Source organism: Veillonella sp. 3891, assembly GCF_003992315.1.
Classification (GTDB): Bacteria; Bacillota; Negativicutes; order Veillonellales; family Veillonellaceae; genus F0422.
Genome location: NZ_RQVE01000012.1, coordinates 39,285 through 55,336, shown reverse-complemented (window position 1 = coordinate 55,336; position 16,052 = coordinate 39,285). Strand labels below are relative to the sequence as shown.

Genomic DNA, 16,052 nt, shown 5'->3' with positions numbered 1-16,052 from the left:
TTTAGATGTCTTTGCAAACACTATTTTATCAGAAAGCTATGAATCTTTTTTAGTTGCACTTAGATCATAAATTCAAGCTATAAAAATCTAGCTTAGAAGATTTTGCTGTCCGTCAATATAGTACCGATCTAATGATGGGAGTGAGTTTATAATCGTTCGCTACTATTAGGCTCTTTACCATATCGAACTACTAAGACTAAACTGATGACTAATGCTAGAATAGCGGATGACCATAAAAATAGATCTATAGAAGACTCATGAGATACAATTATCAATCGGATAATAGCAGTTATACCAATATAGATAAAATAGCGAAGAGGGAAGTGGAAATTATTTTTAAAATATTTCACTACTAAAGATAAGAACTCGAAAAATAAGAAAAAATTAATGATTTCTTCTAAAAATGTAGTGTATACTACATCAGTTGTAAATAAACCTGGTATGAGCGCCACAATATAAAATGCAGTATTTAAAACAGCCACGGTTAAAACGATACCGATAGAAAATAAAGTGAAGTTTAACACCCACTGAAAAAATGTAGACACTTGTTGTAAAAAATAATTCATATGGACCTTTCCAATAAAAAAGGGTGGAGTGATGAATCACTGCACCCTTATATACTTTGTAAGTAAAGATTATACTAACGCTTTAGTAGCTGCTTCAGCTGCCTCAAAGTTAACAGCAGAAGTTACTTCTGGTACGTATTCTACATAACGAACTACGTCGTCTTTGTCGATGACAACAATACCACGAGATAATAAGCGTAAACCTTCAAGAATAAAACCATAATTTTCACCGAAAGAAAGGTCACGGTGGTCAGATAAAGTTTCCACTTGGTCGATACCAGCAGCACCACACCAACGTTTTTGAGCAAATGGTAAGTCTACGGATACAGTCAATACAACAACATTTTCACCTAATTTAGAAACGTTTTGATTAAACCAACGAGTTTGCGCATCACATACGCCAGTATCCAAAGATGGTACTACGGAGATCACTTTTACTTTACCCGCATAATCAGCTAATGTTTTTTCGCCTAAACCATTGTCTAATAGTGTGAACGCAGGAGCTTTATCTCCCACTTTTACTTCTTTACCCAATAAAGCGATTGGGTTACCTGCAAATGTTACTACACCTGTACGTTTTTCCATTGTATGTTCCTCCTTAAAATACGGAATAATATCTTTTGTATAATGACATTATAACATGGTACAATAAAATTAGTAAATAAACTTTATCGAAAAAAATCGAAATCATAATAGAATGGGGGTACCTATGAAAGGTTTTCACTTATTCCGATACTTTTTTAAAGAACATTCCTATAAATATATCATAGGAATCCTTCTACTTCTTACAATTAATGGATTATTCTTATTGGTTCCTACTTGGATGGGGGACGCCATCAATACATTGTATGTGGGAAAAGATGGAATCTGGTATTATGTGGGTCTGTTCATACTGCTAGGTATTGTGATTACCGTATTAAAATTTATTTCTCGTCATATGCTCTTGGGATCTATTCGTAATTTTGAATTCTATTTACGTCGAGAGCTATTCCGTCATGCTTTGCGTATTCCTACGTCTTATTACGATGAACATGGTCCAGGGAAGGTTATGGCGCTGATGACAAATGATGTCACTTCTTTACGCGTGTCTCTAGGTTTAGGCGTTATGTTATTTGTAGATGCCTTATTCTTTGGGGTTATTGCATTTTGTATCCTCGTTCAAAAAATGTCTCTATGGTTAGCGGTGGTGACTATTTTACCAATGCCTTTTATTGTGTATGGTATGTTGAAACTTTCAAAACATCTACGAGGACGTCAAAAGAAAGCACAAAGTTCTTATAGTGATGTAACAGAATATGCCCAAGAATTATTCTTAGGGATGGCAGTGATTCGGGCATTCAATAAAGAATATACAAGCTGGAAGCGTTTTACGAAAGTAAATGAAACAAACTATGAAAATAATTTAGATGTGGTGCGCATCGATTCCTTATTAACTCCATTGACATATATGGCCCCCTTTGTTTGTTATGCTCTCAATATGTATGTGTGCGGTCAAGCTATTATCAATGGTGAACTAACAGTAGGGGAATTTGTGGCACTTAATGGATATGTCATGCTTGTAATAGGCCCTATTATGGCAATTGGATCCTTAACATCTGTGTTGCAAAAAGGTTTTGCTTCCTTAGAACGAATGGAAGAGTTCTTTGAACTTCCTCAAGAACAAATCCAAGAACAGGTAGGATATTTACCGCTAGAAGACATACACATTCAAAGGTTAAGTTTTGCCTATGCTACTAGTAAGGAACCAATTTTAAAAGATATATCTATGCATATTCCAAAAGGATCTTTTATTGGTATCGTTGGTGGGCCAGGATCGGGAAAATCAACTTTATTTAAATTATTATTGGATATTCAGCATACTCCTAAAAACAGTATTTATTTTGGTTCTACTGATATTCAAGATATTCCACTTAGTACATTGCGTAATAGTATTGCTTATGCACCGTCTACTCCTTCATTACTAAGTGTATCCATCCGAGATAATATTCAATTTGGTTATGCAAAGGACGAAGGCTCAAGGGTAACCATTGAAAAAGCGGCGGAACGAGCAGGATTATTTAGAGATTTAGAGGAACGCATTGAAGGTGCACGCAAACATGACAACTTAGAAGAGGGTGGTTCCAATGTATCTGGAGGACAACGACAGCGGATTTCTTTGGCCCGTGCATTCTACAAAGATGCTCCCTACCTGTTGCTAGATGACGCTTTCTCTGCGTTAGATGCTCATAGCTTAAGTCATATCTTAGAAACATTGCGATCTAATACAGAACAAACGATTCTATGCATTTCGCAGCGTTTAGAGGCACTAGAAGGTACAGATCGTATTTATGTATTTCATGAAGGTCATATCGTTGAATCTGGTACACATGGAGAATTATTACAGCAAAAAGGTATGTACTATCAGTTGGTGATGTTGCAAAAACGAGGGAATAGCGATGAGAACTAAACAAAAAACAGATTATCATGTACTATTGCATTTATGCACATTTATCAAACCTTATATGGCTTATATGTGTCTTGGCGTATGTATGCTAGCGTTAGTACTAGGTGTGCAACTAATACGTCCTGTCATTATGAAAGAGTTCATAGATGTAGGTGTAGCAACTAAAGATATGGGACTCATCACGAAGTATGCAGTAGGTTATATTGGAGTAATCTTGTTTGGAATGGTCGCTTTAGGTATAGAAAACTATGCATTACAAAGTTTTGGACAACGTATTATCTTTGATATCAGAAATAAAATTTTTGAAAATATATTAACTATGACCCCTAGAGAATTTACTGCATATCCTGTAGGAAATCTAGTGACACGAGTTACGAACGATACAGAATCGGTTCGCACCTTATACACAGAGGTCCTCGTAAAAATAAGTAGTAGTATCTTTCAGATTATTGGTATACTAGTGTTTATGTTTCTGATAGATACAACATTAGCTACCATAGTATTACTATTAGTACCTGTATTCACAGGAGTTATCTTTATTTATCGTAAGTATGCTAGAAAAGCTTTCAGAGGCGTTCGTAGTAAGGTTGCGGCATCCAATGCATCTGTACAGGAAATGTTAAATGCTATTTTGATGATTAAAACCTATGTAGGTGAAATAATCATGGAAAAAAGCTACGATAAGGTAAGTCGAGAGTTTTTAGAAGCAGGTTTATTTGAAGTAAAAACTTTTGCTATTTTTAGACCTATTGTGGATGGATTATTTTTTGTAGCCTTGATTGCTATTTTTACTGTGACCGGGTATTTTGATTCTATAACTGAAGCGGGTACAGTATTTGCATTCTTACAATATATTAATCGCATTTTTGAACCTATCAAAGAAATTGCTGAAAAATATGGTAATCTACAGTCTGCCTTAGCAGGAGCAGAACGTATTTTACCAATGTTGGAAAGTGAAACGAAGCAGGTTCAAGAGAATATTGTGATGCCAGAGGAATTTTCTGCAATTCATTCTATCGAGTTTGATCATGTCTATTTTTCCTATGATGGAACAGAAAATTATGTATTGAAAGATATTAATTGGTCTTTACAAGAGGGGGAATTCTTAGGGATAGTAGGCCCATCTGGTGGCGGTAAGTCCACGATGATGCAGTTACTACTTGGTTTTGAACAGCCTACTAAAGGTTGTATTCGCATCAATGGACATGAGTTAAGTACTTTGGACCCAAGAATTATACGCCAATCTATGGGTTATGTATTCCAAGACTCTCATTTATTTAAAGGTTCTATTGAAGAGAATATTTCTTTATTTGATAGTGCTATTACGTCAGAAATGGTAAAAGAAGCAGCTAAGCGAGCTCATTTAGATACCTCAATACAACGCTTAGAAGAGGGATATCAAACGCCAGTGGGATACTTAGGATCTCTACTTTCACAGGGGCAGCGTCAATTATTGTCCTTGGCTAGAACCTTAGTACAGAATAAATCATTATTAGTATTCGATGAGGCTACTTCAAATATAGATAGTCACACAGAAGAATTACTGCAACAATCGATTGCAGATATGAAAGGTGAAAAAACGATGATAGCCATAGCACACCGTTTATCAACCTTACGTGATGCTACACAAATTATTGTCATATCCGATGGTGAAATTGTAGAACAAGGTCCGTTGGAAGAATTGCTGACTCAAAAAGGTTTGTTCTATCAATTATGGAATGCATAAAGAAAGGGTATTATGGAAGAGATTACTTCACGAGATAATAAAAAAATCAAGCACATTGTGCAATTGTATAAACGAAAATATCGCACTACACATCAAGAATTTGTGGCCGAAGGATATCGTACAGTCATAGATATGCTGCCTACTGGTACAGTACGGTATGTAATTGTCAATACAGAATCTATAAAACAGGAGCAGTTACATCCATTGCTATCTTTATGTGAGACCTATGATGTGCAGGTATGTTCCATTTCAGAGAGCCTATGGAAAGGGATTGAAACAACCGTGCATGGACAAGGTGTCATTGCTGTAGTATGTCAAAAAGTACGACGATTAGAAGATTTTAAAGTAAAAGAAAATGCTCTATATGTGCTCATTGATGGAGTACAAGATCCAGGTAATTTAGGTACTTTAATTCGAACTGCTGTAGGTGCTGGTGTTGAGGCAATGTTTTTAACTCCTAATACTGTTGATATATACAATGAAAAAACAGTGCGCAGTACTATGAGTGGGTTATGTAAATTGCCTATTTATGTAAACGTTACAACTGATGATGTGGTAAAACTCAAAGAGTCAGGAATCAAACTGTATGGAACCGTGCTGGAAGATAGTGTTGACTATGGACAACCTACTTATGACGGGGCAACTATGCTTGCTTTAGGAAATGAGGCCAATGGTATCTCAGAAGATATATTAGGACTTGTTACACAGCGAATTTCCATTCCTATGTATGGTCCTATGGAATCTCTAAATGTTGCCATAGCAGGAGCTTTGTGCATGTATAAAGTACAAGAAAGAAAACTTTGTCTATCCAAATAACAATAATTTTGGTAGAATAAGAATACAATTATCCATTTAGTGCGTACAGGAAGGTAACTATGAAACGTCTAATTGTGAATGCAGATGACTTTGGTTTGCATCCTCTTATTAATGAAGGAATCTTAGAAAGTCATCAACAAGGAATAGTAACAAGTACGTCTTTATTGGCATCTGGAGATTATTTTGAGGATGCCGTCTCGTTAGCTAAGACAACACCTACATTGGGTGTAGGTATACATATATGTTTGGTTGGTGGTCTTTTACCAGTTTGTGATTCTAAAGAAGTTCCAAGTCTGCTCATAGATGGCAAATTTCCTATGACACATACAGAATTTATAAAACGGCTGTTTACAGGACAAATAAAGGGAAATGAATTACGAAAAGAAATTGAAGCACAATTTCAAAAAGTAATGTCTACAGGATTACCGATTACTCATGTGGATGGACATCAACATATGCATGTGCTACCACAAGTGTTACCTATCGTGGCAGAACAAATGAAGCGCTATGGTTTAACTAAGATTCGTATGCCTGATGAAACTCCATTTTTATTGAATGGTGTGTCTTCATTAGGACGTTGGATTGGTAAAGTTGGGCTTACGGTCGTTACACAACAAGCTTATGCTACATCTAGAGACTTAGGATTTTCATCGCCCCTATATTTTTGGGGCATGATGAATGGTGGACAGTTGAAAGAAGATGCCTTATTAGCAATTTTAGGAAAGGTTGCTAAGAAACAAGGAGTCCATGAAATTATGACACATCCTGGCAAAGATAATAAGACACTTCGATCCTTATATGATTGGGGATATCATTGGGATGAAGAACGATCTGCTATGACTTCCACTAGAGTGAAAGAATATATTGGTACTCAAGATATTAGTCTGATTCATTATGGACAATGGAATGAAGGAGACCGTTCATGAGTACCATGGTAAAGCGAGGAATCTTAATTGGATTGTTGCTTCTGATTGTGTCAGGAATAACAATTTATTTTACAATTGATTTAGATTCATTAGCTACGCTAGGTACATTCAACTTTACATCTTTATTGTTGGCAATACTAGCACTTGCATTAGGCATGTATTTTGATGGATTGCGCCTACAACGATTGGTACGTATGGGGGGATATAGTTTATCCTTAAATGCCATTTTACGGGTTATATTTGGTAATTATTTTATGGCTATGCTAACACCAGGTGCTAGTGGTGGTGCGGTGGCACAGGCTTTAATTTTACGGTCCTATCATGTACCTATTGGTAAAGCAGCTCCTATCGTATTAGTACGGACTGTATTTTCTATTTTATTTTTAATTGTCATGTTACCGAGTATATTAGTAACAGAACCAATTGAAGTACCCTATATAACTAATACACAATTGTTAGGTATATCAATTTTTGTTGTGATTTCAACATTTATGGGAATGTATCTATTACAAACGCGACTCATGAAACGCTTGGTAACTTGGATATGTAAAATGATGAAAAAAGGAAATCCAAAAGGCTGGCTTATTAAGTTAGATGAATTTAATGGAGGACTTAGTTTATTATATGCAAATCCGATGCAATCTTTCATTGTGTTCATTGAGTCTGCATTGAGCTTATTATTCTTATATGCTATTGCTCCAGCTTTGATGTATGCGTTTACGTCAGATATCAGTATTGTTGAAATTTTAAATCGCATGATTTTATTAAATTTAATTTTATATTTTGCTCCCACGCCTGGGGGAACAGGAGTTGCTGAAGGATTATTTGTATACTTGTTTGCTTCCTTTGTTCCCATTGGAACGGTGGGGCTAGTTGCAGTGGCATGGCGGATTGTAGCTGAATATATTCCGTTTTTTATCGGTATGTACTCCGTATTTACTTTATATGGACAACACATCGCAAGTTCCGTTTCCACTAGTAGTGAAGAGGTGTAGTTATGGCTGTGAAAGGCAAAAAAGACAAATTTTATTTAGTGAATGAAGTAATTTTACCAGAGGCGATTAAAAAAACAATCAAAGTAAAATCTATTTTACAATTGGGAGAAGCGAAAACGATTAATGAAGCTGTGGAAAAAATGGATTTAAGTCGTTCTGCCTATTATAAATATAAAGATTATGTCTTTCCATTTTATGAACTTTCACAAGGTAAAATTGTGTCTATTAATGCACTGATTTCTAATGAATCTGGTATGCTATCTAATATTTTACGGATTATTGCAGATTATAATGGCAGTGTATTGACAATTAATCAAAATTTGCCGCTACAAGGTGTAGCACATGTAAATATTTCCTTTGAAACGAAGGAATTAACATTACCAGTAGAAGATGTTTTGCACGAAGTACGACAATTAGAGGGAGTTATTAAGGTAGAACTAATTGGTCAAGCCTAGTGCTTAAGGAGATAGAGAATGAAGCAAGGCGTAAAGATTGCCCTCTTGGGGTTTGGTACTGTTGGTCAGGGTACAGTTGAACTATTAACAAAAAATTTAGATGTCATACAAAATCGTATTGATGTACCAGTGATCGTGGATAAAATTTATGTTAGAAATCCAGACAAATATAGTCATGTTACACTACCTGCAACGGCTACATTTGTAACAGATTATAAAGATATTTTACAAGATCCATCTGTAGATATTGTGGTAGAAGTGATGGGTGGTACCACCTTTGCACGTACCTGTATTGAAGAGTCTATCATTGCAGGTAAACATGTGGTGACGGCTAATAAGGATTTATTAGCAGAAGCTGGTCCCTATCTTATGGAATTAGCTACGAAACATCATGTGGATTTACGTTTTGAAGCCAGTGTAGCTGGAGCGATTCCAATCATTCGTGCCTTATATGATTCCTTTGGTAGTAATCAAATTACGGAAATCATGGGAATTCTAAATGGAACCACAAATTTTATTTTGTCTAAAATGAGTGAAGATGGATTAGGCTACGAAGAAGTACTGAAAGAAGCACAAGAATTGGGCTATGCGGAAGCTGACCCTACATCCGATGTGGAAGGCTATGACGCAGCACGTAAATTAGCTATCTTAGGTTCTATTGCCTTTAATAAACGTATCTTCTTTGAAGATGTAAGTTGTGAAGGAATTACACAAATTGATGCTAGTGACATCCAATTTGGTAAAGAGTTTGGCTATACGATTAAATTATTAGGTATTGCGAGAGAAACGAAAAAAGGGTTGTCTTTAAATGTACATCCTGCTTTTATTGCGAACACACATCCATTAGCCTCTGTTCGAGGTTCCTTTAATGCTGTATTCTTACGTGGCAATGGCTTTGATGATGCTATGTTCTATGGTCGTGGAGCTGGTAGCTTACCAACCGGTAGTTCTATCGTGAGTGACGTAATGGAAGTAGCCCGCAATGTGGTGCAAGGCAAAACAGGGGAAATGAAACAATTCTATTATCCGCAAAAAACAATGTATAGTTCCAGTAAAATTGAATCTGCTTACTATATTCGTATGACTGTGGATAACTCTACAGGTGTATTGGCAAAAGTAGCTACCAAACTAGCAGAACAACGTATTTCTGCTCATTCAGTGATTCAACGTAAAGCAGATAATGATACGGCTACATTAGCGATCATTACTTCTAAATGTCCTCATGCGTATATTCAAAATTTAATTGATTCTTTCAACCATTTACGTGTCGTTAGAGAAGTGGGTAGTGTTATCCGCATTATGGTTGAATAAAGGAGTGTTCATGAAATCTATTACGGTACAAGTACCGGCTACGAGTGCTAACTGTGGTCCTGGATTTGATTGTCTAGGAGTCGCATTAAACTTATATAATTTATTTACCTTTGAACCTGATACAGAGGCTACATCTAATACGTATACTTTTGAAGGTTTTGGGGCAGACTTATTGGAACAGGAAGACCACAGCCAAAATCTAGTAGGTATTGCCATGGAACGGGTATTTAAAGAGGTGAATGCTACACCAGTATACGGTCGTATTCATTCTAATACACAAATTCCTCCATCAAGAGGACTTGGCAGTAGTTCTACCGCTATTGTAGGTGGTTTACTATTGGCCAATGCCTATTTACAGGAGCCTTTAAACAAGGACCAGTTATTACTTATTGCCAATGATATGGAAGGGCATCCAGATAATGTAGCGCCAGCTATTATGGGGAATTTGGTTTGTGCTGTTGGTGGAAATGATACGGTATTCCATTCCCATATTGATGTACCAAGTAATTTAACTTTTGCTGTGGTAGTACCAGAAGTGATTGTAGAAACATCTTATGCACGTAGCGTACTACCAACAGAATTAAGTTATAAGGAAGCAGTTGCCAATGTAGGGTTTGCTACTTTATTCGTAGGTTCGATGATACAAAATCGTATGGACAATTTGTCTGTAGCATTACAGGACTATCTACATGTACCATACCGTAAAACTTTGATTCCCTATTGTGACGAAGTATTTATGGCTGCTAAGGAACATGGGGCTTATGGATCTACTATTAGTGGTTCAGGTTCTACTTTAATAGCCTATTGTTCTCCAGAACATGGGGTGACAGTAGCAGATGCTATGAGTTCTGTCTTTATGAATCACGACATTGATTGTCGTCGCTTTGTGCTTCATGCAGACCGTGAAGGTGCTAAAGTTGTGAAAATTAAATATGAGTAGAACTCTTCATGATTCTTTTAAACTGTATATGATATAATTAAGTATATATATTCTAAAATATATCTAAGTAGGAGGAATACATGAACAATATAAAAACAGCAGCCTTGTTGGCATTATTATCAGGATTATTGATGGTGATCGGTCAAATGGTTGGAGGTCACTCTGGAATGATACTGATGTTTATTATTTCCTTAGGTATCAACTTCTATACTTATTGGAATAGTGCGTCTATGGTACTACGTGCGTATGATGCAAAAGAAATTACAGAGCAAAATAATCCTAATATCTTTCAAATTGTAAAAAAATTAGTTCATAATGCTGGGTTACCGATGCCAAAGGTGTATATAATTGAATCAGAAGTACCTAATGCATTTGCTACAGGTCGTGACCCTGAGCATGCAGCAGTGGCTGTGACAACGGGTATTATGAATCTCTTAACCGATGATGAAATTGAAGGCGTTCTGGCTCATGAACTCTCTCACGTGAAACATAGAGATACACTAATTAGCACTATTGCAGCAAGTATGGCAGGATTTATTGCGATGGTGGCGAATATGTTACAATGGGCAGCTATTTTTGGTGGCCGTGATGAGGAGGAAAATTCTAATCCTTTAGCCTTAATCGGTACTATCATTTTAGCTCCCTTGGCAGCTAGCTTAATTCAAATGGCTATTTCACGATCTCGTGAGTATTTAGCAGATGAAGAAGGGGCGATGATGAGTCGCAAGCCATTATCCTTAGCATCTGCACTAGCCAAAATTGAGCATTATGCTAAATTTGGTGTGCTTCCAGGGCAAAGCGAAAGCCGCGTATCATCTACAGCACACATGTTTATCATTAATCCTTTAAGTGGAATTTCTTCCACTATGACTCAATTATTTAGCACGCATCCATCTACAGAAAGCCGTATTCAACGTTTGCGTGACATAGCGAGTCGTATATAAAGGGAGCAATGCACATCTTATGTTACAGAGATTGTAAGATTTCTAATTGGTAAGGAGGTATACTATGGCAAAAGTGTACACGAAAACAGGCGATGCAGGTTCTACTGGTTTATACACTGGTGAACGTGTAAGTAAAGCATCTCAACGTGTTTGTACGTACGGAACCATTGACGAGGCGCAAGCCTTTCTTGGAGTAGCTCGTGCGTACTCTGATAAAAAGGTAGTGCAAGACACATTATTGCAACTTGAAAAAGAACTATGGATGATTATGGCTGATATCTCTAGTTTAGGGCAAGAAGCTACTATTACAGATGAGCATGTGACTAACTTAGAGCAGATCATCGACAAATTTGATGAACAATTAGAGCCACTATCTAAATTTATTTTACCTGGCGATAGTAAAACATCTAGTTTCTTACATTTAGGTCGGACCATCGTTCGCCGTGCAGAACGTGATCTATGGAAATTAGGAGAAACAGAAGAGATTCATATGTCGAATCTTCGCTATTTGAATCGATTATCCGACTTGCTATTTATCTTAGCTCGCGTAGAAGATGAAGTGAAATAGTTTACCATATAAAAGGAGGTACTCCATGCGGGGTACCTCCTTTTAGTATCTCTTAGATTATTTCTATCAAATCTTCTTGGATGTGCTATAATACTATGTATGTAGTTACTGTAATTAATGTTGTACTTCTTGTACATCTACAGTTTTGTTTAACACATCTTCTGGGCTTGGATAGAAGAAATAGATCTGGTCGATCTCATTTTTAAATTTCTCACGGATGTGTACAGATAATAATGTTTCAAACTGAATGATGTCTTCTGATTCCATCACAGCATCTTCTACCAATACAAATAATTGTGGATCTGCTTTTGGGGCATTCGGTGGTAAACGATCTGGTGAAAGTGGAACATTCACGATGATGCGTACAGAAGCTACATAATTTCCATTTTGATCTTTGATGGCTGCACGGTATGTATTTTCCCATAGAGTGGCCATTAATTGGATGTCTAAGTTTAATAATTCCATAGTTGTCTCCTTTATTAATGAACGTATAGTACATATGATAACTGATAAAGGGCAACTTTGTATAGGTATACTATGAAAAATCGTATCATATTTTGTACAGGTGGTGCCCGTAGTGGAAAAAGTGAATTTGCGGAAACACTGGCATTATCAAAAAAAGGACAAAAAGGATATATTGCTACAGGTCAAGCCTATGATGAAGAAATGAAACATCGAATTCATTTGCATCAGGAACGGCGTAAACAGATTTGGAACAATTATGAAATTCCCTATGCTATGAGTGCTGAGATTCAAAAAGTTTTAGATGAATGCTCTGTGGTATTAGTAGATTGCTTAACGATGTGGACTACTAATCTAATATTACAAGATGGAGAATTTACATCTCAGGAAGATATAAATAATCGTGAAAGACTAATACTTTTAGAAGTACAGGCTGTACTCAATGCCATTCGATATTATAGGGGAGACGATGAAAAAACAGTTATTTTTGTTACCAATGAAATTGGCTTAGGTATCGTACCAGAGAATAAATTAGCTCGTATTTTTAGAGATATTATGGGGCGTGTCAATCGAATGGTAGCAGAAGCGGCTGATGAAGCGTATATGACAATCAGTGGTATGACAATTAATATAAAAGCATTGGAGGTAAATCACCATGGCCAAAAAGATTATGTTTCAAGGTACCAGTTCTAATGTAGGTAAAAGTATTTTAGCTACAGCAATGTGCCGCATTTTACACAATAAGGGATATAAAACAGTACCTTTTAAAGCACAGAATATGGCATTAAATTCCTATGTTACAAAAGCAGGGGATGAAATTGGTCGTGCCCAAGTAGCGCAAGCGGAAGCAGCAGGTTTAGAACCTATTGTACAAATGAATCCTGTCCTATTAAAACCTACAGGAAATCAGTCCTCTCAAGTCGTATTAATGGGTAAACCAGTTGGTGTGTATAGTGCTAGAGAATACCATACAAAATATTCCTTAACAGCCTTAGATAAAGTAAAAGAAAGTTTACAATATCTTGATGATCATTTCGATATGATTGTCATTGAAGGTGCTGGTAGCCCAGCAGAAGTCAATTTAAAAGCTAATGATATTGTTAACATGCGCGTTGCTAAATTGGCAAAGGCTCCTGTTATGCTTATTGCAGATATTGATCGTGGTGGCGCTATTGCATCTGTGGTGGGAACCTTAGAATTATTAGAACCAGATGAAAGAGATCTAGTAAAAGGTATTATCATCAATAAATTCAGAGGTGATGTCACATTATTACAACCTGCTTTGGATTTTATTGAAGAAAAAACAGGTAAAAAAGTGGTAGGTGTAGTGCCGGCTATTGAAAATCTTGATATTGACGAAGAAGACTCTGTGGCTTTAGAAAGTAAATATAGAGGTGTATCAAAAGAGATTACCATTGCTGTTATGCAAACTCCTAAAATCTCTAATTTTACAGACTTTGATGCTCTTGCCTATGAACCAGATGTGTCCGTACGTTTTGTAAAACAAGGGGAACCTATCGGGCAACCTGATATGGTTATCTTGCCGGGATCAAAAAATACTTTAGCTGACTTAGCGTACTTACAAGAACATGGTTATGACAAGGATATTCATGCCTTAGCAGAAGCTGGTGTGCCAGTGCTAGGCATTTGTGGTGGCAATCAAATGTTAGGGGAAATGCTTTATGATCCGGAAGGGATTGAAGGGGATATTCCTGAATTAAAAGGTTTAGGTTTACTTCCAACAGCAACTACTATGAAAACGGAAAAATTAACACATCAAGTTTGTTTTGATGTAAAGAATTTATCTTTTTTAGGTACTAACTATAGTGGTGAAAATCTTGTAGGCTATGAAATCCATATGGGAGATACTCAGCCAGTAGGACCAGGAGAGCGGTGTTTCCATATTCAAAAACGTAGTGATGCTAAGGTAGATGTAATTGATGGTTTTGTCACTAGTAATGGTCAAGTGATGGGCACATATATTCACGGTATTTTAGATAATGATGGATTACGTCGCTCTATTCTGAATGCATTGCGTACAAAAAAAGGATTAGAGCCATTGGATATTGTATTCCGCTACTTTGAACATAAAGAAGCTGCCTATAATCGATTAGCTAAGATTGTAGAAGAACATTTAGATATGGATTATATTCAATCATTATGGGAGCAAGAATAATGGAATGGTTTTTGCACCATCTTCAGTATTTTATTCCTTTAGGGGCACTTTTGTTAGATACTTTAGTGGGTGACCCTAGAAGTAAATACCATCCTGTTGTTTTAATTGGTAATTGTATTTCTTTCTATGAACATCTATTGTATAAAAAGAATACAATTCCAAGGAATCAAATACTATTAGGGATATCTACTGTACTACTAGTCATAATGACTGTGATGGTCATTGTTACAGGGCTCCTATTTATAGGAGGGACCATACATCCAATCGGCTATTTCATAGTATCCTTATTGTGCCTATACATTGCTATTAGCCCTCGTTGTTTAGCAGAGGCAGGCATAGAAATTGCTAATTTGTTGAGAAAACAAGATATATCTGAAGCACGCCGTAAAGTAGGTTGGATTGTAGGTCGTAAAACCAGCGATCTAGATGAAAGTGAAATTACTCGCGCCACCATTGAAACAGTAGCAGAAAATACAGTAGATGGTATTATTTCTCCCCTATTTTGGTTTGTCTTATTAGGCCCTTGGGGCGCTATTGGATACCGAGCGATTAATACGATGGACTCTATGTTAGGCTATAAAAATGAGCGCTATCTATACTTTGGTCGCTTTGCCGCTAAATTAGATGATGTTGTTAATTATATTCCAGCTCGTCTTACCTTTGTGTTATTTGTAATAGCCGCATTTCTATGTGGCAAGGACTGGAAACAAGCCTTGCGTATAGCAGCTCGTGATGCAGCTAAACATCCTAGTCCTAATGGAGGGTATGCAGAGGCTCCTGTAGCTGGGGCATTACATATTCGGTTAGGCGGACAAAATGTGTATCACGATAAAGTTACCTTCCGGGCTTATATGGGAGATCCTATAACATCTATGGTAGGGAAACATATTTATCAAACTATATATTTGATGTATACTGTTTCTATTCTAGGTGTTGTATTGACGATGGTCAGTACATATGTAATTAATCAATGGTAGGTGGAATATGAAAGGATTTTTTGTAGGTCTTCAGTTTTTAACACGCTTGAAAATTGTAAACCAAACAGAGTGGAAAGTAGAAGACTTTGGCGCATCGGTTACATATTTTCCTTTAGTAGGTCTTGTCATCGGTGCCTTTATGTGGGCCCTGTATAGCATAGCAAATCCTTATATTCCGGTATCTTTACTGATGCTTATATTGGTTATCTTTGAATTTCTATTTACTGGTGGACTTCATGCAGATGGATTTATGGATACCTGTGACGGCTTATTTTCAGGACGTGATCGAGAACGTAAATTAGAGATTATGAAAGATAGCCGAGTAGGGAGTAATGGGGTAGTAGGCTTTGTATTTTTAACCCTCTTAAAATGGCAATTATTAGTAAATCTACCAACTATAGTGGTTCCTATAGTTTTGGTGAGTATGCCCATATTGAGTCGCTATACTATGGTCATTAGTATTCAGAAGTTTCCCTATGCAAGACCAGAAGGTATAGGTAAATTTTTTGCGGCTAATGCTCCTAAGTATGCCACATCAATAGCAACGGTCTTGGCATTATTACCAGTGTTCTTCTATGAATGGTTTTATGCGTATCTATTTGTTATTGCTTTAGCTGTAAATCTTATCATTAATTCCTATGTAACAAAGCATTTAGGGGGAACTACAGGGGATACGTACGGATTTGTATGTGAATTATCAGAAGTTTTTATTATTTTAGGTGCAATTATTGTCAGTGTTATATAAAT

At 36.5% G+C, this 16,052-nt stretch carries 17 protein-coding genes; 14 read left to right on the top strand and 3 right to left on the bottom strand.

The window, feature by feature from the left end; translation table 11 throughout:
* Positions 1 to 146: 146 nt before the first annotated feature.
* Positions 147 to 566 (bottom strand): phosphate-starvation-inducible PsiE family protein, encoded by a 420-nt coding sequence (locus tag EO118_RS07010; protein ID WP_240626922.1) that lies wholly within the window; start codon positions 564 to 566, stop codon positions 147 to 149.
* 69 nt (positions 567 to 635) lie between these two features.
* A complete protein-coding gene (tpx, locus tag EO118_RS07005; RefSeq protein ID WP_127069266.1) occupies positions 636 to 1,151 on the bottom strand; it encodes a thiol peroxidase in 516 nt (171 codons plus the stop codon).
* Positions 1,152 to 1,275: 124 nt separating this feature from the next.
* On the opposite strand from tpx, the gene EO118_RS07000 reads away from it, so the two are divergent.
* The 10 genes from EO118_RS07000 to EO118_RS06955 all read left to right on the top strand — a co-directional run bounded on the left by EO118_RS07000 (position 1,276) and on the right by EO118_RS06955 (position 11,690).
* A complete protein-coding gene (locus tag EO118_RS07000; RefSeq protein WP_127069265.1) occupies positions 1,276 to 3,012 on the top strand; it encodes an ABC transporter ATP-binding protein in 1,737 nt (578 codons plus the stop codon).
* Positions 3,002 to 4,735, top strand: a complete 1,734-nt coding sequence (locus EO118_RS06995; protein WP_127069264.1) for an ABC transporter ATP-binding protein — start codon at positions 3,002 to 3,004, stop codon at positions 4,733 to 4,735. Before EO118_RS07000 ends, EO118_RS06995 begins: the two co-directional genes overlap by 11 nt.
* 12 nt (positions 4,736 to 4,747) lie before the next feature.
* Complete coding sequence (locus EO118_RS06990) at positions 4,748 to 5,551, top strand: RNA methyltransferase (RefSeq protein WP_127069263.1); 804 nt, start codon at positions 4,748 to 4,750, stop codon at positions 5,549 to 5,551.
* A 59-nt stretch (positions 5,552 to 5,610) separates the two neighbouring features.
* Entirely contained in the window at positions 5,611 to 6,477 is an 867-nt protein-coding gene (locus EO118_RS06985; protein ID WP_127069262.1) for a ChbG/HpnK family deacetylase, read from the top strand.
* Complete coding sequence (locus tag EO118_RS06980) at positions 6,474 to 7,472, top strand: flippase-like domain-containing protein (protein WP_127069261.1); 999 nt, start codon at positions 6,474 to 6,476, stop codon at positions 7,470 to 7,472. The genes EO118_RS06985 and EO118_RS06980 overlap by 4 nt, the downstream gene beginning before the upstream one ends.
* 2 nt (positions 7,473 to 7,474) lie before the next feature.
* Positions 7,475 to 7,927 (top strand): ACT domain-containing protein, encoded by a 453-nt coding sequence (locus tag EO118_RS06975; RefSeq protein ID WP_062402832.1) that lies wholly within the window; start codon positions 7,475 to 7,477, stop codon positions 7,925 to 7,927.
* An 18-nt stretch (positions 7,928 to 7,945) separates the two neighbouring features.
* A complete protein-coding gene (locus EO118_RS06970) occupies positions 7,946 to 9,238 on the top strand; it encodes a homoserine dehydrogenase (RefSeq protein ID WP_127069260.1) in 1,293 nt (430 codons plus the stop codon).
* Between the two features lie 10 nt (positions 9,239 to 9,248).
* Positions 9,249 to 10,178, top strand: coding sequence for a homoserine kinase (gene thrB / locus EO118_RS06965; RefSeq protein WP_127069259.1), 930 nt, complete (start codon positions 9,249 to 9,251; stop codon positions 10,176 to 10,178).
* Positions 10,179 to 10,258: 80 nt separating this feature from the next.
* On the top strand, positions 10,259 to 11,122 hold the full coding sequence (htpX, locus tag EO118_RS06960; RefSeq protein ID WP_127069258.1) for a zinc metalloprotease HtpX: 864 nt from the start codon (positions 10,259 to 10,261) through the stop codon (positions 11,120 to 11,122).
* 64 nt (positions 11,123 to 11,186) lie between these two features.
* Positions 11,187 to 11,690 (top strand): cob(I)yrinic acid a,c-diamide adenosyltransferase, encoded by a 504-nt coding sequence (locus EO118_RS06955; protein WP_009353784.1) that lies wholly within the window; start codon positions 11,187 to 11,189, stop codon positions 11,688 to 11,690.
* A gap of 114 nt (positions 11,691 to 11,804) precedes the next feature.
* Here EO118_RS06955 and EO118_RS06950 read toward each other — a convergent pair whose 3' ends face one another.
* The gene (locus EO118_RS06950; RefSeq protein ID WP_009353780.1) at positions 11,805 to 12,155 is read right to left on the bottom strand and encodes a hypothetical protein; all 351 of its coding nucleotides are present in this window, start codon (positions 12,153 to 12,155) and stop codon (positions 11,805 to 11,807) included.
* Positions 12,156 to 12,227: 72 nt separating this feature from the next.
* On the opposite strand from EO118_RS06950, the gene cobU reads away from it, so the two are divergent.
* The 4 genes from cobU to cobS are packed head-to-tail and all read left to right on the top strand — an operon-like array spanning position 12,228 to position 16,050.
* On the top strand, positions 12,228 to 12,845 hold the full coding sequence (gene cobU / locus EO118_RS06945; RefSeq protein WP_127069257.1) for a bifunctional adenosylcobinamide kinase/adenosylcobinamide-phosphate guanylyltransferase: 618 nt from the start codon (positions 12,228 to 12,230) through the stop codon (positions 12,843 to 12,845).
* Positions 12,808 to 14,328: a cobyric acid synthase gene (locus tag EO118_RS06940; RefSeq protein WP_127069256.1), complete on the top strand. Its 1,521-nt coding sequence runs from the start codon at positions 12,808 to 12,810 to the stop codon at positions 14,326 to 14,328. Before cobU ends, EO118_RS06940 begins: the two co-directional genes overlap by 38 nt.
* A complete protein-coding gene (gene cbiB / locus EO118_RS06935) occupies positions 14,328 to 15,305 on the top strand; it encodes an adenosylcobinamide-phosphate synthase CbiB (RefSeq protein ID WP_240626921.1) in 978 nt (325 codons plus the stop codon). Before EO118_RS06940 ends, cbiB begins: the two co-directional genes overlap by 1 nt.
* A gap of 7 nt (positions 15,306 to 15,312) precedes the next feature.
* On the top strand, positions 15,313 to 16,050 hold the full coding sequence (gene cobS, locus EO118_RS06930; RefSeq protein ID WP_127069254.1) for an adenosylcobinamide-GDP ribazoletransferase: 738 nt from the start codon (positions 15,313 to 15,315) through the stop codon (positions 16,048 to 16,050).
* Positions 16,051 to 16,052 lie beyond the last annotated feature (2 nt).